This window comes from Pseudacidovorax sp. 1753 (assembly GCF_040544975.1).
Taxonomy (GTDB): domain Bacteria; phylum Pseudomonadota; class Gammaproteobacteria; order Burkholderiales; family Burkholderiaceae_C; genus Xenophilus.
The window spans coordinates 87,317-108,453 of sequence record NZ_JBEPKY010000007.1 but is presented as its reverse complement, the minus strand read 5'-3'; the positions used below and the strand labels follow the sequence as shown (position 1 = coordinate 108,453).

The window sequence follows — 21,137 nt, the reverse complement described above, 5'->3', positions numbered from 1 at the left end:
CAGGTTTGACAGGCTGCTTTGGGAGCAGAGGGTCGCGAGTTCGAATCCCGCCGTTCCGACCAATCCATGCGAATGCCCGCAGTGACTTCGGCCACTGCGGGCGTTTTCATTTGCGCGGCTTGCGCGCCGCGCGCTTCTCGGCCCCCGCGCCGCCTTCCGGCTCGGCGGGCTTTTGCACCAGGTGAACCCGCAGGCGGCCCAGGTGCTCGTACAGGGCTTCCTTGCTGCCCGCGGGCAGGCCCTGGAACATCGCGATCAGCCATTTCTCGTGCTCGGCCGCCATGGCGGCGAATTCGGTGCGGCCCTTGTCGGTCAGGCACACGCGCCAGGACCGGCGGTCTTCGGGGTCGTCGATGCGCTCGACCAGACCCTCTTTCACCAACTGATCGGTCAGGCCCGTCACATTGCCGCCGGTCACCATCAGGTAGCGCGACAGCACATTCATGCGCAGCCCCTCCGGATAGCGGTCGAGCTGGGCCAGGTAGTCGAAGCGCGGCAGCGTGGTGCCGAAACGGGTGCGCAACTGCTGGCGGATCTGCTGCTCGATCTGTGTGCTGCAGGCCAAGAGGCGCAGCCAGATCTTGGTGTCCAGGTGGTCGTCGACCTGGGCACGGGCCTCCAGGCCGATGTGTTCGTCGCCCAGCGACTCGACGAGGCGGAAATGCTTGGAATGGGTGGCCATTCGGGTTGTCCTGTTGTTGTGTCTTCAGTCACGCTCGTGGGGCCGGGGCGCCCCATCACGCCCCCACCCGCCGGCCAGCGCATGCCGGATCCCTGCCGCCGAGCATAGCCGGCAGGCCTGCCTTCGGCTGTCGGCGCCGGGCGTGCCCATCACCTCGCCCACGCGAGCCGTTCGCCGGCTGCACGCCGATGGGTGTCCGGTGAAGGAAGACCGTGTGTCGCGCAATGGGCCATCAACGCATCAGCCGCCCGCCATTGATGTCCAGCGTCGCGCCCGTGATGAAGGCCCCCGCGTCCGATGCCAGAAAGACCGCCGCCGCGGCGACCTCCTCGGGCTCGCCGAAACGGCCCAGGGGAATGGCGCTCAACAGTCCTTCCTGCCGGTCGGGCGCCAGGGCCTCCAGCGCCGGACTGCGGATGGCCGCCGGGGCCAAGGCATTGACGGTGATCCGGTCGGCCGCCAGTTCCGTGGCCAAGCCGCGCGTGAGCGCCAGGATGCCGGCCTTGGAGGCGGCGTAATGGAGGCCCGTGGCCGCGCTCGCCTGCTGACCGGCGAGCGACGCCAGGTTGATGATCCGACCGCCCTGCCCCCGCAAGCGCATGTGCGCACCCAAGGCACGGCAACCCAGGAAGCAGCCGCGCAGGTTGACGGCCATGAGGGCGTCCCATTCCTCCACCGCGATGTCCCACAGCGGAGTGGAGACGGTGCGCGCCGCGTTGTTGACGAGCACGTCGACGAAGCCCCACGCGTCGCAGCCGGCCTGCAGCATCTGCTGCCAGCCGGCCTCCGCCGCGACGTCGGCCACCACGGCCCGCACCTCCAGCCCTTCGGCCCGCAGTGGTGCGGCAGCGTCGTGCACCGCCGCCTGCGCGTCGGCCATCAGCACGCGCGCACCGGCCTGTCCCAGCGCATGGGCCATGGCCAGGCCCAGCCCCTGCGCCGCGCCGGTGACCAGGGCCACGCGGCCGGCCAGCACGGGGGCGGAAGGTGGCGCCGGCATGCTCAGGCCCGGCGGGCGCGCGCCTGCGGCGGCCGCTCCCATGCGGTGGGCGTGACGCCACGCTCGCGCAGCTTGTACTTCTGCACCTTGCCGTTCTCGGTGCGCGGCAGGTCGTCGACGATGTCGAACCAGCGCGGCACCGCGAAGTACGGCAGGCGCGCCTCGCACCAGTCGGCCAGTTCCTGCGGTGCCGGGGCCTGGCCTTCGCGCAGGATCAGCGCGGCCATCACCTCGTCCTCGGCCAGTTCGGAGCGCACGGGGTACACCGCCACGGTCGCAACGGCCGGATGGCTCTGCAGCACCTGCTCGACCTCGAAGGAAGAGATGTTCTCGCCCCGGCGGCGGATCGCGTCCTTGATGCGGTCCACGAAGCGCAGGGCGCCATCGGGCTCGCGCACCACGCGGTCCCCGGTGTGGAACCAGAGGTTGCGCCAGGCCTCGACGGTCTTGTCGGGCATGTTGAAGTAGCCGCTCGCGAAGGCATGCGGCTCATGCGCGCGCAGCAGCAGCTCGCCGGCCTGGCCGTCGGGCAACTCGGCATCGTGCTCGTCGGCCACGCGGGCCTCGAAGCCGGGCAGCACCCAGCCCATCACGCCACCGCGCGGCGAATCGGGCGCGGTGGCGATGACGAAGTTGGTCTCGGTGGAGCCATAGCCTTCGAGCAGGCGCACGCCGGTGCGGGCCGCGAAGGCCTGGCCCGCGGCGCCTGGCACGCCCGGGCCCAGTCCGATGCGCACGCGATGCTCGCGTTCGGCGGCGCCTTCGGGCTGCGCAAGCAGGATCGGCACCATGGCGCCCAGCAGGTAGACCACCGTGGCGCCGCAGGACCGCATCGAAGGCCAGAAGCCCGAGGCCGAGAAGCGGCCTTCGAACACCACCTCGGCGCCCGACAAACAGGCCTGGGCAAAGGTGTTGAGGGCATTGATATGGAACAGCGGCAGCGTGGTGCACAGCACATCGTCGGCGCGCACGCCCAGCACGCGCAGGCTGTTGGCGCCCCACCAGTAGTACTGGGCATGCGGGCAGAGCACGCCTTTCGATGGACCGGTGGTGCCGGAGGTGTAGAGGATGGCCAGCGTATCGGCGGGGCCGACCTCGGCCGCCGCGACCGCCTCGCCGGCCGCTGGCCAGGCTTCAACGACGACGCCCGGCAGATCGACGCCAGGCGTGCCGTCCTCGCCTTCCAGCACCCACATGCGCTGCAGCGACGTGCGCGCCAGGTCGGCCGTGGCCAGCCGCGGCAGGTACTGGGCCTCGATGACCAGCAGCTTCGCCTGGCTGTTGGCCAGGAAGTATTCGATCTGCGGCCCCATGGACGCCGTGTTGACCGGCACCGCCACCGCGCCGGCCCAGCCACAGCCGAGGAAGGCCTCCAGGAACTCCGGCCGGTTGCCCGCGAGGATGGCCACACGGTCGCCGCGTTCGATGCCGGCAGCCTGCAGCGCGCCCGCCCGGGCCGCGGCGCGGTGCGGCACCTCGCCATGCCCCCAGCGCTGGCCGCCGATGCGCACCCCCGGCGCGTCGCCGAAGCGCTCGGCCTGCCGCCGCAGCATCTGCGGCAGCGTGCGCTGCGCCACCGGCAGCAGGGCGTCGGCCTCAGTCGTCGTCATGGGTGCCGCCGCCCAGGTAGGTCGCACGCACGCGCTCGTCGTCGGCGAGCGCCGCCGAGTCGCCCGACAGCGCCACCTCGCCCGTCTCCAGCACGTAGCCGAAGTCCGAGCTTTCCAGCGCGGCGCGGGCGTTCTGTTCCACCAGCAGGATCGAGACGCCGTCCTCGCGCAGCTGCCGCACGATGGACAGGATCTCCTGCACGATGAGCGGCGCCAGCCCCAGGCTGGGCTCGTCGAGCATCAGGAGGCGCGGCGCGGACATCAGCGCGCGGCCCACGGCCAGCATCTGCCGCTCGCCGCCCGAGAGCGTGTCGGCACGTTGCCCCCGACGCTCGGCCAGGCGCGGAAAGCGCGCATACACGCCGTCGAGCCGCTGTCGCAGCGCGTCCGAGCGCAGGCGGCGCGAATAGGCACCCAGGCGCAGGTTGTCCAGCACGGTGAGTTCGCCGAAGAGTTCGCGCTTCTCGGGCACCAGGCACAGGCCGCGCTCGACACGCGATTCGACGTCGAGCCCGGCCAGGTCCTCGCCCTCGAAGCGGATCGTGCCGCGCGAAGGCAGCAGGCCCATGGCCGCCGCCAGCAGCGTGGTCTTGCCCGCGCCGTTGGGCCCGATGACCGAGATGATCTGCCCCGGCTGCAAGGCCAGCGAGACACCGCGCACCGCCTCGACCTGGCCGTAGCCCACGTGCAGGTCGGCGATCTCCAGCATGGGCGTATCGCTCATACCGTGCTCCCCAGGTAGGCCGCCTGCACCCGCTCGTCGGCGCGCACCGCGGCGGGCACGCCCTCGACCAGCTTGGAGCCGAAGTTCATGACCACCAGGCGGTCCACCAGCTTCATCACGAAGTCCATGTCATGTTCCACGATCAGGATGGTCACGCCCTCGTCACGCAGCTTGCGCAGCAGGTCGCCCAGGGCCATCTTCTCCTTGCGGCGCAGGCCCGCGGCGGGCTCGTCCAGCACCAGCAGCACGGGGTCGGCCGCCAGGGCGCGGGCGATCTCCAGGATGCGCTGGGTTCCCAGGGGCAGCGCGCCGGCCATCTCATGGGCGCGATCGCCCAGGCCGATGCGGTCCAGCTGGCGCTGGGCCTCCTGCAGGATCTGGCGCTCTTCCTGCCGGTCCAGCCGCAGGCCGGCGCGCAGCACGCCGGCACCCGCGCGGGCATGGGCGCCCAGGGCCACGTTGTCCAGCAGGCTCATGTGCGGACGCAGCTTGACGTGCTGGAAGGTGCGCGCCAGGCCCAGCCGGGCCACGTCGCGCTGCTGCATCGTGCTGATGTCCTGGCCCAGGAACTGCACCCGGCCCGAGGTCATCTGCGCCGTGCGCGTGAGCAGGTTGAACATCGTCGACTTGCCCGCGCCGTTGGGCCCGATCAGGCCCACGATCTCGCCGGCCTGCACGTCGAAGCTCACGTCGTTGACCGCCACCAGCCCGCCGAAGCGCTTCACGGCGCCCTGCACCGACAGCAGCGGCGTGCCGCGCGCCGGCATGGCGCGCTGCGCCAGGGGCGGCACCGGTGCGGCCAGTTCGGGCACGGCGACGGGCGCGCGTGCACCGCGGCGAAGGCGCCAGCGGCGCACATAGCCCATCACGCCGCCGCGCGCGAAGTGCAGCAGCGCGATGAACAGGGCCGCGAAGGTCACGGCTTCCAGCTGGCCGGCCCATTGGGTGACCAGCGGCAGCACGTCCTGCAGCACGTTCTTGAGCACCAGCACCAGGCCCGCGCCCACCAGCGCGCCCGCCAGGCTGCCCAGGCCGCCGGCCAGGGCCATCAGCAGGTACTCGATGCTGGCCCGCACGTCGAAGGGCGAAGGGCTGACGAAGCGGTTCATGTGCGCATAGAGCCAGCCCGCCAGCCCCGCGAACAGCGCGGCCGTGACGAAGAGCGTGAGCTTGACGCGGTAGGCATCGGCTCCCACGCTCGCCAGCAGCGTGGCGCCGCCGCGCAGCCCGCGGATGGCGCGGCCGGGTCGCGAATTGAGCAGGTTGTGGCTGAACAGGCAGGCCAGGCCCACGATGGCCCAGATCAGGTAGTAGATGGAGCGCGGGTCCGACAGCGCCCAGTTGCCGATGCGAAGCGGCGGAATGTTGGACAGGCCCGTATGCCGTCCCAGTCCGTCCACGTTGCCGAAGAGCAGCGCGATCGACAGCCCCCACGCGATGGTGGACAGCGGCAGGAAGTGCCCGCCCAGCCGCAGCGTGAGCGCGCCGATGGCCAAGGCCGAAAGGCCCGTCAGCAGCAGCGCGAAGGGCAGCCCCAGCCAGGGCGACAGGCCCTGCGCCGTGGTGAGCCAGGCCGTCGAGTAGGCCGCAATGCCCACGAAGGCTGCCTGTCCGAACGACGTGGCACCGCCCACGCCGGTCAGCAGCACCAGCCCCAGCGCCACCAGCGCGCCGATGCCGATGTCGTTGAGCAACGAGACGGTGAAGCTGCCGGCCACCGCCGGCAGCAGGGCCAGCACGACGACCACCGCCGCGATGACGAATGCGGAAGTGCCGCGCTTCATTGGTCGATCTCCTCGGCTTCTTCCTCGTGGTGGCGCGCCATGTACGAGCGCGCCATCAGCACCGGGATCAGCAGGCTGAACACGATCACGTCCTTGAGCGCCCCGCTCCAGAAGGAGGCAAAGCTTTCGATGATGCCGACGGCCAGCGCGCCGATGGCCGTCACCGGGTAGCTCACCAGCCCGCCAATGATGGCGGCCACGAAGGCCTTCAGGCCGATGATGAAGCCCGAGTCGTAGTACATCGTAGTGACGGGCGCGATCAGCACGCCGATCAGCCCCGCCAGCAGCGAGGCGCAGCCATAGGCCAGCAGCGCGGTGCGCGCGGGCCGGATGCCCACCAGCCGCGCACCCGTGCGGTTGACCGCGGTGGCCCGCAGCGCCTTGCCGGTCACGGTGCGCTCGAACACCAGGAAGAACAGGCCGCTGAGCACGATGGCCGCACTCACCATCAGCACCACCTGGCCACTGACGGTGAAGCCGTCGCCGAGCGTGAACGTGGCTGAGGTCAAGGCGCTGGTGCGCGAGCCCTCGGGCCCGAAGAACAGCAGGCCCAGGCCCGACAGCAGGAAATGCAGCGCCAGCGAGACGATCAGCAGCACCAGCCCCGAGGCATCGGCGATGGGCTGGAAGACCACCCGCGCCAGCAGCGGTGCGACCGGCACCACCAACAGCACCGAGGCCACGATCTGCAGCGCGACCGGCACGCCGGCGCGCGCGGCGGCCCAGGCGATGGCGCAGGGCACCAGCGGCAGCACGCCCCACAAAAGCAGTGCCTTCGGAATGTGCCGCGACTCGCCCTTGCGCAGCAGGCTGCCCACCTCGGTGAGCAGCGCCAGCGCGGCCAGGAAGATCACCATGCCGATGGTGGGCGGCAGCTTGCCGGTCTCGAAGGCGGCCAGCGTCAGCGCGGAAAAAGCCGCGATGTCGCCGAAAGGCACGAACACCACCCGCGTGACCGAGAAGATCAGCACCAGTCCGATGCCGGCCAGCAGATAGATGGCACCGTTGGCCAAACCGTCGATGCCCAGGATGAGGGCGACGTCCCAGGTCATGGTCGGGCGGTCCTTTGCGTCATTGCGTTCTTTCCCATGTGTCGGATGCGTCCGCGGGCGCTCAGGGCGCCAGCTTCCACTGGCCCTTGTCGAGCGTGACGATCACGCGGGCGCGCTCGTCCACGCCGTACAGGTCGCCGGGCTTGAAGTTGTAGACGCCGTGCGTGCCCACCACCTCGCGGGTGCTGAAGATGGCATCGCGCAGGGCGGCGCGGAACTCGGGCGTGCCGGGCTCGCCCTTGCCGGCCGCCAGCACGCGCTGGGCGGCGTCGGCGAACACCAGCCAGCCGTCGAAGGAATAGGCCGAGAAGGCATCGCTGGTGGGCGCGTTGTTGACCTTCTGGTAGATGTCTCGGAAGGCCAGGCCCATCTTGCGGGTCGGATGGTCGGCCGGCAGCTGCTCGGCCACGATGACGGGGCCGGTGGGCATCAGCGCGCCCTGCCCCGCCGCGCCGACCACGCGCACGAAGTCGGGGTTGATCAGCCCGTGCTGGCCATAGACCTTGCCCTTGAAGCCGCGCTCGGCCAGGGCCAGGAAGGGCAAGGCACCCGGCGTGCCGGCACCCCCGGTCATCACCGCGTCGGGCCGCATGGCCAGCAGCTTGAGCACCTGGCCGGTGACCGACTGGTCGGAGCGTGCATAGCGCTCGTTGCCCAGCACCTGAATGCCGGCATCCTTGGCCGCCTGGTTGAGGGCGCTGAACACCAGGTCACCCCAGGCGTCCGAGAAGCCGATGTAGCCCACGCTGCGCACGCCGTCCTTCTTCATGCGCTGTACCACCGCGTCGATCATCAGCTGCGTGGGCTGGGCCACCGTCATCACCCAGGCGTTGTCCGCCGGGTTCAGCAGGATGGGCGTGAGGCCGATCATCGGCACCTTGGCATCGCGGCCCACCTGCGCCATGGCGATGGCGGCGGGCACGCCCGAGGTGCCCATCAGCACGTCGACCTTGTCCTCTTCCACCAGCTTGCGGGCGTTGCGGCCGGCAGTGGTGGGGTCGGAGCCGTCGTCCAGCACGATGAGCTGCACCTTGCGCCCGGCAATCTCGCCCTTGTAGGCCAGCGCGGCCTGCATGCCCTTGGCATAGGGCACGCCCAGCGAGGAGTTCGGGCCGGAGAGCGACACGCTCAGGCCGACCTTGAGGTCGGCCGCCTGGGCGGCAACCGCGGCCGCGACCAGGGCACCGGCAGCCAGCGCACCGCGGCCGAGGGACATCAGCTTCTTCTTCATGGAGGAACTCCTGGTTGGGAGAGGCAGGGACGGAAGGGACTAGACGAACAACTGGATGGCCGGCAGCGGCTGGCCCGCATCGAGCAGGTTGACCCGCTTCTCGTGGATCAGCCAGCCCAGCGGCCCGCCGGGCACGAGCGTGTGGATGCAGTGGCCGGCCAGCAGCACCTGCTGCGGGCCGCGAGATTCGATGTAGAGGAAGGCGGTGCGCAGGCGGATGGACTCGCCGCCGGCCGGTGTGGCGGACAGACGCCGAGGTGCCTGCAGCACATGCTGGCAACGGCTGGCCGGATGCTGCGAATGGGCACGCGGGCTGTGCAGTCGCTTGACGCGCAGTTCGAGCAGCAGCCGGTCTTCGAGCGCCAGCGCGTTGTGGGTCTGGTCGTCGGCCTGCGCAGCGCCCTGCAGCGGGATCCAGTAACGGCCATCGGGCGCGAAGAGGGCCAGCCAGTCGTCCCAGCAGCGGTCGTCGATCAGCTCGGCTTCGTGGACGACGAAGTCCTCGGCAGAAAGCGTCATGCAGCCTCCCCCATCCACCGTGCCCACGCGCGGAACTGGTTGCGCATGAGGCGCTCGTCGGTGCCGCTGGTCTCTTCCACCACGTCGCTGCGCTCGCCCTCGGCAAAGCCGCGGTGCAGGCTGACCCATTCGTTGCCCTCGCCGCGCAGGCCCTGCTGCATGCTCTCGAACAGGTGCACGTCGTCATGCGCAACCACCGACATGGGCGAGAACACCAGCCGGTTGTAGTTCATCGAACGTTGCAGCAGCAGCTCGGGGGCGCCCTCGGCGCGGAAGCTCCAGGCCTCCACCAGCGTGCGGTCCGCCGCCAGAGGTCGGATCACGCGGATGGCCTGCGGCGAGCCCTTGACCGACAGGCTGGGAAAGAGCACCGCGTTTTGCGGCGAGCGCTGCAGCACCTCGTTGGCGCGCTCCTCGCCCAGGGCGGCGCGCAGCGCATCCTCGTAGTCCTGCAACTGCGCATAGCTGGAATGGATGCTGAAGCGCGTGCCCAGCACGCTGTGGCCGTTGGGGTACACACGCCCGCCCATGCGATCGAAGAAGTCGTAGCCCGAACCGAAGGGCAGGATCTGCTCCATGGCCATCGGCTTGGGCGCATCGGCCGGCTGGTCCTTCCACAGCGCGTTGGCCGCCTGGGTGGCCGACTCATGCGTGGACATGGGATGCACCGTGTCGTTGATGTTCTCCAGGTACATCTTCCAGTTGCAGTGGATGACATTGCGCAGCACGCCGCCGGCCACCGTCAGCCGGCGCTCGGGCGAGCGGTCGACCATGTTGTCGATCATCTGCAGGATGTCGCCGAAGTACGCGTCGAAGCCCGGGCCGTCCTTCGCCAGGCGCACGAAGACGAAGTCGCGGTACACGGCGACGCCTGCCACGGGCTGCAGGCCCTGGCCCGATTCGCACTGCGCCAGACCCGTGCCCTCGTAGCCCGCCTTCAGTGGCAGGGCCAGCGGCGCGCCGTCCAGCTTGTAGGTCCAGGCGTGGTAGGGGCAGCGGAAGAAGCGGCCGGTGTTGCCGCGCTCTTCGGTGACCAGTTGGGCGCCCTTGTGAGCGCAGCGGTTGTAGAAGACGCCCACGCCGCCATCGGCCTGCCGCACCATGAGGAGCGGCCGGCCCGCGATCTCCCGCGTGCAGTAGTCGCCGGCAGCCGGCACCTCGCTCGCGTGGCCGGCAAACTGCCAGGTGCGGGCGAAGAAGCGCTCCTGCTCCAGCGCGAAGAGCTCCTGGCTCAGGTACAGGTCGCGGTGAACGCGCCGGTCCTGCACCAGGGCCTGGATCGCGGCGGGGTCGTGGCGGTAGGCGGTCATGGCCGGGCGTCGTCAGCCGAGGCTCAGGGCACCAGCTTCCACTGGCCCTTTTCCATCCGCACGATCACCACCGCGCGCTTGTCCGAGCCATAGCGGCTGTCGGGCGTGAAGTTGTAGATGCCGTGCGTGCCCACCAGCTCGCGGGTGGCGACGATGGCGTCCTTGAGCGACTGGCGGTAGGCCGGCGTGCCGGGCTCGCCCTTCGCGCGCGCCGCGGCATTGGCCAGCAGCAGGTAGGCGTCGTAGGTGTACGACGAGAAGGCATCGACCGGCGGCGCGCCATTGGCCTTCTGGTAGGCGGCACGGAAGTCCATCGACACCTTGCGGATCGGGTTGTCGGCCGGCAGCTGCTCGGCCACCAGCACCGGGCCGCTGGGCACTTCCAGGCCCTCGATGGACTTGCCGCCAACGCGCACGAAGTCGGCATTGATCAGGCCGTGCGTGCCGTAGATGCGCCCCTTGTAGTTGCGCTCGGCCAGCGCCAGGTAGGGCAGCGCGCCGGGCGTGCCCGAGTTGCCGGCGAACACCGCGTCGGGCCGCTGCGCGACGATCTTGAGCACCTGGCCCGCCACCGAGCTGTCGGTGCGCGCATAGCGCTCGTTGGCCACCACCTTGATGCCGGCCTCGCCCGCGCTCTTGACCAGCGAGTCGTAGGCCAGGTCGCCCAGTGCGTCGGAGAAGCCGATGAAGGCCACCGTCTTGACGCCCGCCGCCTTCATCTTGTCCACCACGGCGGCGACCATCAACTCGAAGGGCTGCGACACCGACACCGTCCAGCCGTTCTCGGCGCCCGGCAGCGACACCGGCGTCGGCGAGATCAGTGGCACGTTCAGCTCGCGCGCCACGGCGGCGATGGCCATGGCACCCGGCACGCCGGAGGTGCCGATGAGCACGTCCACCTTGTCCTCGGTGGCCAGCTTGCGGGCATTGCGGCCGGCCGTGGTCGGGTCGGAGGCATCGTCCAGCACGATCAGCTCGACCTTGCGGCCGCCGATGGTGGGCATCTGCGCATGGGCGGCGCGGATGCCCTTCTCGTACGGGATGCCCAGCGCCGACACCGGGCCGGAGAGCGAGCTGATGACGCCCACCTTGAGGTCGGCCGCGAAGGCGCCGACGGCGAAGGCCGAGGCAGCCAGCAGGGCGAGGGGACGAAGCACACGAGAGGCCATCGGGAGGGACTCCGAAAAATGGAAAGAAAAGGAAGGAGCAAAGAAGCGGCCGGGCGGAGCGGCTGCCGCCGGCATCCGCTCAACGAAGTGCGAAAGCGGTCGCCCAAATGCCGGGCAGCTGAAAGCGGCTCAGGGCACCAGCTTCCACTGGCCCTTTTCGAGCCGCACGACCACGCGCGAGCGCTCGTCCGAACCGTAGCGGTCGTTGGGCGTGAAGTTGTAGACGCTGTGGGTGCCAGCCAGCTCCTTCGTGCTGGTGATGGCATCGCGCAAGGCCACGCGGAACTGCGGTGTGCCCGGCTCGGCCTTGGCCGAGGCGCGCTTGGCGGCGTCCAGGAAGATCAGCCAGGCGTCGAAGCTGTAGGCCGAGAAGGCATCGGTGGGCGCCGCGCCGTTGGCCTTCTGGTAGGCGGCGCGGAAGTCCATCGACACCTTGCGGATGGGGTTGTCGGCCGGCAGCTGCTCGGCCACGATCACTGGGCCGGTGGGCGCCAGCAGGCCCTCGACGGACGCTCCGCCCACGCGCACGAAGTCGGGGTTGATCAGCGCATGCATGCCGTAGATCTGGCCCTTGTAGCCGCGCTCGGCCAGCGCCAGGTAGGGCAGCGCGCCGGGCGTGCCCGAGGTGCCGGTGAGCACCGCGTCCGGCCGCAGCGCCACGATCTTGAGCACCTGGCCTGTCACCGACGAATCGGCGCGCGCATAGCGCTCGTTGGAGACCACCTTGATGCCGGCCGGCTCGGCGCTCTTCTGCAGCGCGTCGTACACCAGGTCGCCCCAGGCGTCGGAGAAGCCGATGTAGCCCACCGTCTTGACGCCGGACTTCTTCATGCGGTCCACCACCGCGCTGACCATCAGCGGCGCCGGCTGCGGCAGCGTGACCATCCAGGCGCCCTCCTCGCCCGGCAGGTTGGCATTGGCGATGGAAATGAGCGGCGTCTTGGTCTCGCGCGCCACGGCGGCGATGGCCAGCGCGCCGGGCGAGCCGGCCGTGCCGATGATGACGTCGACCTTGTCCTCGTCGATCAGCTTGCGGGCATTGCGGGCCGCGGTGCTCGGGTCCGATGCGTCGTCGAGCTGGATGACCTGCACCTTCTTGCCGTCGATCTCGCCCTTGAAGGCCTGCGCCGCGGCCATGCCCTTCTGGTAGGGAATGCCCAGCGACGAGACGGGCCCCGACAGCGAGGTGATGAAGCCGACCTTGTAGTCGGCGGCCATGGCGGCGGGCGCCGCGGCGCCCAGCAGCGTGGCGCAGGCCAGGGCAGCCAGGCTGCGCAGGGGACGTAGTGACTTCATCATCTTCATCGCGAACTCCATCTGATTCGGTGGCAACACGGTGGAACAACGCCGGTGTCGACGGGCCGCCTCTTCCACGCTCCTGCGGCTGCCGCACTGGCACATGACTTATCAATTATTTAGTCTTAAACAATCCTAGCGAGCACATCCAGGCGTTGCAAGGGGACTGTCCTCATGGTGGAAAGCCGCGGCGCAGCATGGTGCGCCGATGCACGCCCTAGAGCGTCAGGCTCCCCACGCTGGTGCCTCCGCACACGTAGAGCACCTGTCCGGTCACGAAACTGTTGGCCGGCTCCACGAAGAAACGCACGGCCCGTGCCACATCGGCGGCCTCGCCCAGGCGCTTGACGGGCACGCTGGCCGCGAGCGCCTTTTCCTTCTCGCTGCCCGCATCGACCACGTCGTAGAACATGTCGGTGCGAATGGGCCCGGGCGCGACCACGTTGACGGTGATGCCCTCGCCGCCCAGCTCCAGCGCCCAGGTGCGGGCCATGCCCAGCATGCCGGCCTTGGTGGCCGAATAGCTGGTGCGCGTGGCCAGACCGAGGGCCGCGCGCGAAGAGAGCAGCACCACCCGGCCGAAGCCGGCGGCGCGCATGGCCGGCAGCGCGGCCTGCACCAGTTGCACGGCGCAGCCCAGGTGCAGGTCCACCAGCGCGTCGAGGTCCGTCAGCTGCACCTGCGGCAGCAAGGCGGCGCGGATCACGCCAGCGTTGTGCACCACGGTCGTCACCTGCCAGCGCGACGCGACCTCGGCCACTGCCTGGGCCGTGGCGGCGCGGTCGCTCAGGTCCACCTCGATGCTGTGCAGCCGCGCATGGGCGATGTCGGCGGGCCGTCGCGCGAGGCTGACCACCTCCCAGCCGCCATCCAGCAGGTCCTGGCAGATCGCTTTGCCGATGCCCGCGCTGCCGCCGGTGACGACGGCGACGCCGCGGTCCTGCACGGCGCTCATGCCGCCCCCACCAGCGCCAGCACGCGCAGCGGGCTGCCGCTGCCCTTCTCGATCTTCAGCGGCGGGCAGATGAGCACCGCGCCGGCCGGCGGCAGCAGGTCCAGGTTGCAGAGGCATTGCAGGCCGTAGCGGCCTGCGCCGTGCATGTAGTAGTGGCAGGGGTACGGCGGGCGCAGGTGGTAGCCCTGACCGGCATCGGTGCCGATGGCCTCGGAGCCGAAGCCCAGCACGTCGCGCTCTTCCACCAGGAAGCGCACCGCCGCCGTGCTTGGGCCGGGCGTGTGCTGGCCCGTCTCGTCGAAGTTCTGGTACTCGGCCGGGTCGGTGCGCTTGGACCAGTCGGTCCGCATCAGCACCCAGGCGCCCTTCGGGATGCGGCCATGCGCGGCCTCCCATTTGGCGATGTCCTCCAGCGTGAGCAGGTAGTCCGGGTCGTCCTTGACCTGCGGCGAGCAGTCGATCACGCAGGCCGGCGCCACGAAGTTCTGCACGGGGATGGTGTCCACCGCGTTGTTGGGCAGGTCGCGGCCCGAGATCCAGTGGATGGGCGCGTCGAAGTGCGTGCCCGTGTGCTCGCCGCAGGAGAAGTTGTTCCAGTACCAGCCCGGGCCGCGCTCGTCGTAGCGCGACACCTCCTCGATGCGGAAGGGCCAGCACTGGCCCATTTCGGGCGGCAGCGCGATCTGCGGGAACTCGGGCGTCAGCGTCTGCGTGAGGTCGACCACGCGGATGCGGCCGGTGGCCAGGGCGCTCACCAGGCCGGCCAGGGCGTCGAGGCCGGTGGGTGCCGCAGCGGGGGGCAGGGTTGCATTGCTCATGGGTGTCTCCTTGCCGGTGGCCTCATCCACCATTCGTCGCCAGCTCGCGCTCGAGCACCTTGGGGTTGTCACGCCAGCGCTGCAGCCATTCCTGCGCCACGTCGCCGGGATAGACGTCCTCCACGCCGTCGCGCAGCGCCTTCACGATGGCATTGGCCAGCGCGTCCGGGCCCAGCTTGGGCGGTGGCATGTGCTGGTTCCATTCGTCGTCGATGGGGCCGGGAAAGACATTGATGACACGGATGCCGGCCGGCCGCATCTCGGCCCGCAGGCACTGCGCCAGCGAATAGGCCGCGGCCTTGCTGGCGCTGAAGGTGCCGTGCGGCGGGAAGTTGGACAGCGCGTAGATCGACAGCAGATTGACCCAGGCGGTGGCCCCGATCGCGCCATCGGCCGAGCGGCCCTTGAGCGCCGGGCCGAACTCCTGTGCCAGCCGCAGCAGGCCGAAGTAGTTGATGTCCATCTCCAGCTTGGCCACGTCGGTGCCGCGCCGCGCGCCGATGCCGAAGGTGCGGTGCACCTCCGCATTGTTGATGACGATGTCCACCTTGCCGCCGATCGAGCCGGCCAGCTCGGTGATGGCGCGGCCATTGGTCAGGTCCAGCGGCACCAGCGTCACCTGCGGCAGCGCGCTGATGTCCTCCAGGCCACCCAGCTGCTTCCAGGGTTCGGCATGGCCGACCCAGACGATGTCGGCGCCGGCCTTGACCAGGGCGCGCACCAGGGCCTGGCCGGCGGGCGTCTTGCCGTCCGTCACCAGCACCTTGCGGAACTTGGGGTCGCTGGTCATCTCGCGCAGCATCGGGTCGTCGGCCATGTGTGTGCTTCCTTCAAAAGGGAATCCGATCAGTACCGCCTGTCCGGCGCGGTCGAGCCGGGCACCCACGCGCACGCGCTGCGGTGCCTCGCCCACCTCGCCATGCAGGTGGACCATGAGGGAGGGGCCGCTGTCCAGCTTGACCATGCCCAGGCGCCAGGGCAGGCGCTCGCGGAAGAACAGGTCGTTGCTGTGGTGCAGCGTGGTGGCGCTGAGCAGTTCGCCCTCGCCGGTCTGGAGTCGCCAGCGCAGTTCGGTCGAGAGGCACTGCTTGCAGGCGCCGCGCGGCGGGTATTGCACGGTGCCGCATTCCTCGCACACCTGCAGCTCGAATCGGCCTTCGGCGGCCGCGGCGGTGATGCCCAGCGCCTCGCGCCCGCGCGCCCAGGGCGGCAGGTTCATCTGGCGGGTACGCAGGACGGGGTTCTTGCGCTTGGGGCGCATCAGGGGCATGGTCATGGCGCCTCCCTTCTCATGGCGGATGGGCGGTTCATTCCTGTCTCCCAAGGATCACGGCGCCCGTGCACAGGCAGCGGTCGTAGGTGACCATGCCGAAGCCCGCCACCAGGCCCAGTTGCGCGTCGGGCACGGTGCGCGGCCCGGCCTGGCCGGTGAGCTGGCGCAGCGTCTCTGTCATGCCCAGGAAGCCGCCCGCGGCGCCCGCCTGGCCGGCCGAAAGCTGGCCACCGCTGGTGTTGTTGGGAAAGCTGCCGTCGTGCGTGAGCGTGTGCGACTGCACGAAGGCCGGGCCTTCTCCCTTGTCGCAGAAGCCCAGGTCCTCGAAGTGCATCATCACGATGACCGGGTAGTCGTCGTAGGTCTGGATGAAGTCGATGTCCTTCGGCTGCACGCCGGCCTGCGCATACAGGTCGTCGCGGTCGCGCGCCCAGCCGCCGCGCACCATGATCGGGTCATCGGCGAAGGCGTTGTGGCGCTCGATGCTGCCCCGCACCGTGGCGTACGGCAGACCCAGGTCGCGGGCCCGCTCGGCCGTCATTACCAGGAAGGCCTCGGCGCCGGCACAGGGCATGACGCAGTCGAACAGGTGCAGCGGGTCGGAGATGGGCCGCGCCGCCATGTACTCGTCGAGCGTCAGCGCCTTCTTGAACATGGCGTTGGGGTTGCCCAGCGCGTTCTGCCGCTGCGCCACGCAGATGCGGCCGAAGTCCTCCCGCCGCGCGCCGAACTGCCGCATGTAATGCGCGGTGATCATCGCGAAGATAGAGTTCGGTCCACCCGAGCCATAGGGGTAGGTCGCGTCGCGCGCGAAGTTGCTGAAGGCGCCCAACGTCTGGCGGAACGAGTCGACATGGTTGGTGTCGGCCGCCACGCAGGCCACCACGTCCGCATCGCCGCACTGCACCGCGCGCGCAGCGCGGCGCAGGCACATCACGCCCGAGGCGCCGCCGGTGGGCACATGGTCCAGCCAGCGCGGCGACAGGCCCAGGTGCTGCGTGACGCCGACGGCAGTGTCGGGGGCCAGCGAGAAGCTCGACAGGCACAGGCCGTCGATGTCGTCCTTGGCGATGCCGCTGGCTTCCAGCAGCGCGCGCACGGCCCTGCCCAGGAAGAAGTGCGCACCCTCGGTGGAATAGCGCTGGTAGGGCACCGTCACCGGCACGGCCACGGCCACGCCGTCGTAGTTGCTGCGTTGTCTGCGGCCCATCAGTCCTGCCTCTTCTTCATGGCGCGGGTGTCGAAGCAGGCCGCAGTGCCGGGCAGCGCCTGTGCCATTTGCCGCAGCTCGCCGCGCTGGATCTTCTGCGAGGCCGTGAGCGGCAGCGCATCGACGAAGGCAACGTGGCCCGGCGCCTTGTAGTAGGCCAGCTGGGCCAGGGCATGGCGCACGATGTCCGCGGCCAACGCCTCGCCCGGCTCAACCGCGGCGTCGGGGTCGATGACGATGCAGGCCAGCACCTCGTCGCCGCGCACCGCATCGGGCGTGGCGGCCACCGCCGACACCTTCACGGCCGGGTGCTGGTTGAGCACGCTCTCGACCTCCACCGCCGAGATGTTCTCGCCGCTGCGGCGGATGACGTTCTTCTTGCGGTCGACGAAATAGAGGCTGCCTGACTCGTCGCGCCGGACCATGTCGCCGGTGTGGAACCAGCCGCCCTGCCAGGCTTCGTCGGTGGCCGTCTGGTCCTTCAAGTAGCCGCCGAAGAAGTGGCGGCGGGGATCGCTGCCGTTGGAACGCACCAGCAGTTCGCCGGGCGTGCCGGCGGGCACGTCCTGTCCCTCGTCGTCAACCAGGCGCACCTCGACGAAATCCTCAGCCCGGCCGAAGCAGCTGGTGCCCACGTGGCGCGGCTCGTGGTTGGCCATGATGCAGGCGGCCGCGCCAGTCTCGGTCATGGCCCAGGCCTCTACCAGCGGAAAGCCGAAGCGGGCCTCGAAGGGCGCGTGGTTCTTGCGGTCCACGCCGGCCCCGAAGGCCCAGCGGATCGCATGGTCGCGGTCGGCCGGCGTCTCGGCGGCGGCCAGCAGCATGGCCGGCATCACGCCCAGGTAATGGACGATGGTGGCGCCGCTGTCGCGCGCGCTCTGCAGCCAGCTGCGGGGATGGAAGCGGTCCAGCTGCACCAGGCAGCCGCCGGCCACCAGCACCACCATGGTCGAGAAGGCCATGGCATTGACATGGTTCAGCGGCAGCGGCGTCATCAGCCGCTCCTGGTCGCGGCGGAAGGCGCACACGCCGTCCAGGCCTGCATACCACTCGCCCGCGCGCAGGAAGTAGGCGTTGCTCAGCATGCAGCCCTTGGGCCGGCCGGTGGTGCCCGAGGTGTAGAGCAGCGCGCATTCGGTGCCCAGGCCCACGACCTCGTTGGCGCGGGGCGCGGGCTCGGAGGGTGCGGGCACGTCCGCGGCGTCGGCCCCCATGGTGTGCAGCATTCGGCCGGCCTGGGCTGCAGCGGCTTCCAGGTCGCGGACACGCTGCGGCAGCGTGACGGCCAGGCCGATCTCGCTGTGGCCGATCAGGTAGGCCAGCTCGGCCGAGCGCATCTCGGCATTGATGGGCACCACGCTCACGCCCAGCGCATTGAGCGCGAACCAGTGATACAGGAAGGCTGGCCGGTTCTCCAGCAGCAGGCCGACCCGGTGCCCGTGGCCCCAGCCGGCATGCGCATAGGCCAGGCGCAGGCGGTCGACCTCGGCGGCGGCTGCGGCCCAGGCGATGGGGCCGGATGCGATGCCATAGACCTCGGCCGTGACCGGCTCGGTGTAGAGGAAGTCCGCCTGCGGCGTGCGCGCGGCGCTGGCCGCGAAGGCGTCGTGGATGGTGCGGTGGTCCATGCCGGGCTTCACTTCAGAGAAAGAGCTGAACCGCCGGCAGCGCGGCATCGCTGTTGATCAGGTCCACGCGCTTGAGCACCATGCGCAGGGCCCCATCCTGCACGCACAGGTGGTGCCAGGCCACGCCGGTGAGGAAGAGCATCTCGTCCGCCTGCGCCTCGCTGTAGTGGAAGGGCGTGCGCAGCACGAAGCGGTTGGCGGCCTCGTCGCGCGACTCCAGGCCGGGCAGCTGCAGCACGTGCTGGCAGCGGCTGGGCGGCTGCTGCGAGAAGGCGCGCGGGCTCTTGAAGCGTTCGATGCGCAGGTCGCGCAGCAGCTTGTCCTCATAGAGGTGCGAGGTGTGGTTCAGGCCGTCGGGCTGGCCCGGCGTGAGCGGCACCCAGTAGATGGCGTCGTCGGTGAACAGCGCATTCCATTCGTCGAAGCGCTTCTCGTCGAGCAGACGGGCCTCGTGCATGACGAAGTCGATCAGTTGGTCACGGGTGACGGTGGCGGGCGTGAGTTCGGCCATGGTCATGCTCCCATCGTCATAGTCATGTGCTTGAGCCACGACCGGTACTGGTTGCGCATGGGCAGCTCGTTGGTGCCGTTGCTCGTCTCTTCGCGCTCGCGGCCTTCGTTCTCGTCGTAGTTGCGGTGCAGGCTGACCCAGTCGTTGCCGCTGGCATGCAGGCCGGCCTGGATGCCGCGGTAGGCCTGAAGGTCGTCGTGGCCCACCACCGAGAAGGGCGAGTTGATGAGGCGGCTGTAGGTGGTGGTGCGCTGCAGCAGCTCGTCCGGCGCGCCCTTGAGGCGGAAGGTCCAGCTCTCGACCAGCGTGCGGTCCACCGCGATGGGCCGCGCCACGCGAATGGCCTGGATCGCGCCCTTGATCGTGAGATTGGGGTAATACACGGTGTTGTGCCGCGCCATGCCCAGGATCTGCGCCGTGCGCTCGTCCCCGTAGCGGGCCTTCATCGCCTCTTCATAACCCGGGATGCCCGAGTACTTGCTGTGGATGCTGAAGTGCACGCCCGAGAAGCTGTGGCCGTTGTCGTAGACCCGCACGCCCATGCCGTCGAAGAACTGGTAGTCGGACATGAAGGGCACGAACTGCTCGATGGCCATGGGCTTGGGCGCATCGGCCGGCTGGCCCGCCCACATGGCCTTGGCGGTGCCGGCCGAGGATTCGTGCGCCACCATGGGATGCATCGTGTCGTTGAGGTTCTCGACGAACATCTTCCAGTTGCACTGGTGCATGAAGCGCAGGCAGCCGCCGGCCACCTCCAGCTCGCCCTCGGGCGAGCGGTCGGCCATGTTGTCGATGGACGAGAGCGAATCGCCGAAGTACTCCTCGAAGTCCTGCCCCACGTCATTGAGCTTGACGAAGATGAAGCCGCGGTAGAGCCGCACATGCCGCACCGGCACCAAGCCCTTGGCCGCATCGCACTCCTTCAGCGCTGTACCCTCGTAGCCGTTCTTGAGCGGAATGGCCAGCGGCGCGCCGTCGGTCTTGAAGGTCCAGGCGTGGTAGGGGCAGCGGAAGAACTTGCCGGTGTTGCCGCAGGCGCCGTTGACCACGCGCGAGCCTTTGTGAGCACAGCGGTTCATGAGCACCCTGACCGTGCCGTCGGTGTGGCGCACCACGATCAGCGGCCGACCGGCGATGTCCACGGTGATGTAGTCACCGGGCTTCGGCACCTGGCTGTCGTGGCCGGCGTAGTTCCAGGTGTTGGCGAAGAAGTGCTCCTGCTCCAGCGCGAAGAGCTCGGGGCTGATGTAGAGGTCGCGGTGCACCTGCTGCGGCTGCACCAGCGCACGGATCGCATCGGGGTTGTCTCGGTAGCGTGTCATGGCAGGCCTTTCTCTTGGGGGTCGTGCAGTGCCTACAGGTCGATCACCAGGCGCGGGCCCCTGGCGCGGGAGATGCAGATTTGCATCACCTGGCCGCCGTCCTTCTCGGCCTGCGACAGCACATAGTCGCGGTGGTCGATCTCGCCCTCGATCACCGGCACGGCGCACACGCCGCATTCGCCCCGCTTGCAGTCGTACAACGGGTCGCAGCCGTGTTCGATCAGGCAGTCCAGCAGGGTCTGGTCAGCGGGCACGGTGAAGCGCTGGCCCGATTGCGCCAGCTCGACCTCAAAGGGCTGGTCGCCCGCTTCCACCACCGGCGCGCTGAACAGCTCGAAGTGCACGCGGCCCGGCGCCCAGCCGCGGGCTTGCGTGGCGGCCAGCACGGCGTCGAGCAGCGGCTTGGGGCCGCAGACGTAGAGCGGCTCGTCGGCGGCCATGCCGTCCAGCAGCGTGCCGATGTCGAAGGTCGCGCCGCCCGCCTCGTCGTCGGCATGCAGGCGCAGGCCCTCGCCCAGCAGCGTCTGAAGCTCGTCGGCGAAAGCCAGCAGCGTGCGGCTGCGGCCGGCGTAGTGCAGTGCGACGGGCCGGCCCTCGGCACGACAGCGTGCGGCCATGCTGGCCAGTGGCGTGATGCCGATGCCACCGGCCAGCAGCACGGCGCGGGCCGGGCTGTCATCCAGGGGAAAGTCGTTGCGCGGCGGCTGCACGTTGATCGCGTCGCCGGGCTGCAGCGCCTGGTGCATGAAGCGCGAGCCGCCACGGCCGCCCTCCTCCCGCCGCACGGCGATGGTGTAGGCCGCGGGCGCGAAGCCCGGCGTGCCGGCCACGCCTTCCAGGTCGATCAGCGAATAGTGGCGCCAGTCGGCCTGGCCGTCGGGCAAGCGCACCTGCACCTGGATGTGGGCGCCGGGCGTCCAGCCGGGCAAGGCGGCGCCCTCGGCATGTTCGAGGCGCAGCAGGCGGATCAGCGGGTTGAGCAGGCGGGCCTCAGTCACGCGCAGCGGCAGGGTCGCGATGGCGGGCGATGCGGTCATGCGCGC

19 protein-coding genes are annotated in these 21,137 nt (G+C 69.9%); all 19 read right to left on the bottom strand.

Going from position 1 to position 21,137, the window contains the following annotated elements; genetic code table 11:
* Positions 1 to 106: 106 nt before the first annotated feature.
* The 19 genes from ABIC63_RS10325 to ABIC63_RS10235 all read right to left on the bottom strand — a co-directional run bounded on the left by ABIC63_RS10325 (position 107) and on the right by ABIC63_RS10235 (position 21,131).
* A complete protein-coding gene (locus ABIC63_RS10325) occupies positions 107 to 682 on the bottom strand; it encodes a MarR family winged helix-turn-helix transcriptional regulator (protein WP_354319665.1) in 576 nt (191 codons plus the stop codon).
* A 232-nt stretch (positions 683 to 914) separates the two neighbouring features.
* On the bottom strand, positions 915 to 1,682 hold the full coding sequence (locus ABIC63_RS10320) for an SDR family NAD(P)-dependent oxidoreductase (protein WP_354319664.1): 768 nt from the start codon (positions 1,680 to 1,682) through the stop codon (positions 915 to 917).
* Positions 1,683 to 1,684: 2 nt separating this feature from the next.
* Entirely contained in the window at positions 1,685 to 3,292 is a 1,608-nt protein-coding gene (locus tag ABIC63_RS10315; protein ID WP_354319663.1) for an ATP-dependent acyl-CoA ligase, read from the bottom strand.
* Entirely contained in the window at positions 3,279 to 4,016 is a 738-nt protein-coding gene (locus tag ABIC63_RS10310; protein WP_354319662.1) for an ABC transporter ATP-binding protein, read from the bottom strand. The genes ABIC63_RS10315 and ABIC63_RS10310 overlap by 14 nt, the downstream gene beginning before the upstream one ends.
* A complete protein-coding gene (locus ABIC63_RS10305) occupies positions 4,013 to 5,800 on the bottom strand; it encodes a branched-chain amino acid ABC transporter ATP-binding protein/permease (RefSeq protein WP_294371437.1) in 1,788 nt (595 codons plus the stop codon). The genes ABIC63_RS10310 and ABIC63_RS10305 overlap by 4 nt, the downstream gene beginning before the upstream one ends.
* Entirely contained in the window at positions 5,797 to 6,852 is a 1,056-nt protein-coding gene (locus ABIC63_RS10300) for a branched-chain amino acid ABC transporter permease (RefSeq protein ID WP_354319661.1), read from the bottom strand. Before ABIC63_RS10300 ends, ABIC63_RS10305 begins: the two co-directional genes overlap by 4 nt.
* A 61-nt stretch (positions 6,853 to 6,913) precedes the next feature.
* Positions 6,914 to 8,083, bottom strand: coding sequence for an ABC transporter substrate-binding protein (locus tag ABIC63_RS10295; RefSeq protein WP_114803048.1), 1,170 nt, complete (start codon positions 8,081 to 8,083; stop codon positions 6,914 to 6,916).
* Positions 8,084 to 8,122: 39 nt separating this feature from the next.
* The gene (locus ABIC63_RS10290; RefSeq protein ID WP_114803049.1) at positions 8,123 to 8,602 is read right to left on the bottom strand and encodes an aromatic-ring-hydroxylating dioxygenase subunit beta; all 480 of its coding nucleotides are present in this window, start codon (positions 8,600 to 8,602) and stop codon (positions 8,123 to 8,125) included.
* The gene (locus tag ABIC63_RS10285; RefSeq protein WP_114803050.1) at positions 8,599 to 9,912 is read right to left on the bottom strand and encodes an aromatic ring-hydroxylating dioxygenase subunit alpha; all 1,314 of its coding nucleotides are present in this window, start codon (positions 9,910 to 9,912) and stop codon (positions 8,599 to 8,601) included. The genes ABIC63_RS10290 and ABIC63_RS10285 overlap by 4 nt, the downstream gene beginning before the upstream one ends.
* Before the next feature lie 23 nt (positions 9,913 to 9,935).
* Positions 9,936 to 11,081, bottom strand: a complete 1,146-nt coding sequence (locus ABIC63_RS10280; RefSeq protein WP_354319660.1) for an ABC transporter substrate-binding protein — start codon at positions 11,079 to 11,081, stop codon at positions 9,936 to 9,938.
* Between the two features lie 129 nt (positions 11,082 to 11,210).
* A complete protein-coding gene (locus ABIC63_RS10275; RefSeq protein ID WP_294371823.1) occupies positions 11,211 to 12,377 on the bottom strand; it encodes an ABC transporter substrate-binding protein in 1,167 nt (388 codons plus the stop codon).
* A 217-nt stretch (positions 12,378 to 12,594) separates the two neighbouring features.
* Positions 12,595 to 13,332 (bottom strand): SDR family NAD(P)-dependent oxidoreductase, encoded by a 738-nt coding sequence (locus tag ABIC63_RS10270; RefSeq protein WP_354319659.1) that lies wholly within the window; start codon positions 13,330 to 13,332, stop codon positions 12,595 to 12,597.
* Positions 13,329 to 14,150 carry a cyclase family protein gene (locus ABIC63_RS10265; RefSeq protein ID WP_354319658.1) on the bottom strand — a complete coding sequence of 274 codons (822 nt, stop codon included), beginning with the start codon at positions 14,148 to 14,150 and terminating at the stop codon, positions 13,329 to 13,331. The genes ABIC63_RS10270 and ABIC63_RS10265 overlap by 4 nt, the downstream gene beginning before the upstream one ends.
* A gap of 22 nt (positions 14,151 to 14,172) precedes the next feature.
* Positions 14,173 to 15,426 carry an SDR family NAD(P)-dependent oxidoreductase gene (locus ABIC63_RS10260; RefSeq protein WP_354319657.1) on the bottom strand — a complete coding sequence of 418 codons (1,254 nt, stop codon included), beginning with the start codon at positions 15,424 to 15,426 and terminating at the stop codon, positions 14,173 to 14,175.
* Between the two features lie 31 nt (positions 15,427 to 15,457).
* A complete protein-coding gene (locus ABIC63_RS10255) occupies positions 15,458 to 16,633 on the bottom strand; it encodes a thiolase family protein (protein WP_354319656.1) in 1,176 nt (391 codons plus the stop codon).
* Positions 16,633 to 18,261, bottom strand: coding sequence for an AMP-binding protein (locus ABIC63_RS10250; RefSeq protein ID WP_294371460.1), 1,629 nt, complete (start codon positions 18,259 to 18,261; stop codon positions 16,633 to 16,635). Before ABIC63_RS10250 ends, ABIC63_RS10255 begins: the two co-directional genes overlap by 1 nt.
* A 13-nt stretch (positions 18,262 to 18,274) precedes the next feature.
* The gene (locus tag ABIC63_RS10245) at positions 18,275 to 18,772 is read right to left on the bottom strand and encodes an aromatic-ring-hydroxylating dioxygenase subunit beta (RefSeq protein WP_354319655.1); all 498 of its coding nucleotides are present in this window, start codon (positions 18,770 to 18,772) and stop codon (positions 18,275 to 18,277) included.
* 2 nt (positions 18,773 to 18,774) lie between these two features.
* On the bottom strand, positions 18,775 to 20,094 hold the full coding sequence (locus ABIC63_RS10240; RefSeq protein WP_354319654.1) for an aromatic ring-hydroxylating dioxygenase subunit alpha: 1,320 nt from the start codon (positions 20,092 to 20,094) through the stop codon (positions 18,775 to 18,777).
* 32 nt (positions 20,095 to 20,126) lie between these two features.
* Positions 20,127 to 21,131, bottom strand: a complete 1,005-nt coding sequence (locus ABIC63_RS10235) for a PDR/VanB family oxidoreductase (protein WP_294371469.1) — start codon at positions 21,129 to 21,131, stop codon at positions 20,127 to 20,129.
* Positions 21,132 to 21,137: the final 6 nt, after the last annotated feature.

What these genes read in the sequence shown, in the direction of transcription:
- ABIC63_RS10255 (WP_354319656.1), bottom strand. Translation starts at nt 16,633, where the DNA reads ATGGGCCGCAGACAACGCAGCAACTACGACGGCGTGGCCGTGGCCGTG.
- ABIC63_RS10290 (WP_114803049.1), bottom strand. Translation starts at nt 8,602, where the DNA reads ATGACGCTTTCTGCCGAGGACTTCGTCGTCCACGAAGCCGAGCTGATC.
- ABIC63_RS10300 (WP_354319661.1), bottom strand. Translation starts at nt 6,852, where the DNA reads ATGACCTGGGACGTCGCCCTCATCCTGGGCATCGACGGTTTGGCCAAC.
- ABIC63_RS10250 (WP_294371460.1), bottom strand. Translation starts at nt 18,261, where the DNA reads ATGGACCACCGCACCATCCACGACGCCTTCGCGGCCAGCGCCGCGCGC.
- ABIC63_RS10245 (WP_354319655.1), bottom strand. Translation starts at nt 18,772, where the DNA reads ATGGCCGAACTCACGCCCGCCACCGTCACCCGTGACCAACTGATCGAC.
- ABIC63_RS10310 (WP_354319662.1), bottom strand. Translation starts at nt 4,016, where the DNA reads ATGAGCGATACGCCCATGCTGGAGATCGCCGACCTGCACGTGGGCTAC.
- ABIC63_RS10270 (WP_354319659.1), bottom strand. Translation starts at nt 13,332, where the DNA reads ATGAGCGCCGTGCAGGACCGCGGCGTCGCCGTCGTCACCGGCGGCAGC.
- ABIC63_RS10305 (WP_294371437.1), bottom strand. Translation starts at nt 5,800, where the DNA reads ATGAAGCGCGGCACTTCCGCATTCGTCATCGCGGCGGTGGTCGTCGTG.
- ABIC63_RS10265 (WP_354319658.1), bottom strand. Translation starts at nt 14,150, where the DNA reads ATGAGCAATGCAACCCTGCCCCCCGCTGCGGCACCCACCGGCCTCGAC.
- ABIC63_RS10240 (WP_354319654.1), bottom strand. Translation starts at nt 20,094, where the DNA reads ATGACACGCTACCGAGACAACCCCGATGCGATCCGTGCGCTGGTGCAG.
- ABIC63_RS10285 (WP_114803050.1), bottom strand. Translation starts at nt 9,912, where the DNA reads ATGACCGCCTACCGCCACGACCCCGCCGCGATCCAGGCCCTGGTGCAG.
- ABIC63_RS10260 (WP_354319657.1), bottom strand. Translation starts at nt 15,426, where the DNA reads ATGACCATGCCCCTGATGCGCCCCAAGCGCAAGAACCCCGTCCTGCGT.
- ABIC63_RS10295 (WP_114803048.1), bottom strand. Translation starts at nt 8,083, where the DNA reads ATGAAGAAGAAGCTGATGTCCCTCGGCCGCGGTGCGCTGGCTGCCGGT.
- ABIC63_RS10235 (WP_294371469.1), bottom strand. Translation starts at nt 21,131, where the DNA reads ATGACCGCATCGCCCGCCATCGCGACCCTGCCGCTGCGCGTGACTGAG.
- ABIC63_RS10280 (WP_354319660.1), bottom strand. Translation starts at nt 11,081, where the DNA reads ATGGCCTCTCGTGTGCTTCGTCCCCTCGCCCTGCTGGCTGCCTCGGCC.
- ABIC63_RS10275 (WP_294371823.1), bottom strand. Translation starts at nt 12,377, where the DNA reads ATGAAGTCACTACGTCCCCTGCGCAGCCTGGCTGCCCTGGCCTGCGCC.
- ABIC63_RS10320 (WP_354319664.1), bottom strand. Translation starts at nt 1,682, where the DNA reads ATGCCGGCGCCACCTTCCGCCCCCGTGCTGGCCGGCCGCGTGGCCCTG.
- ABIC63_RS10315 (WP_354319663.1), bottom strand. Translation starts at nt 3,292, where the DNA reads ATGACGACGACTGAGGCCGACGCCCTGCTGCCGGTGGCGCAGCGCACG.
- ABIC63_RS10325 (WP_354319665.1), bottom strand. Translation starts at nt 682, where the DNA reads ATGGCCACCCATTCCAAGCATTTCCGCCTCGTCGAGTCGCTGGGCGAC.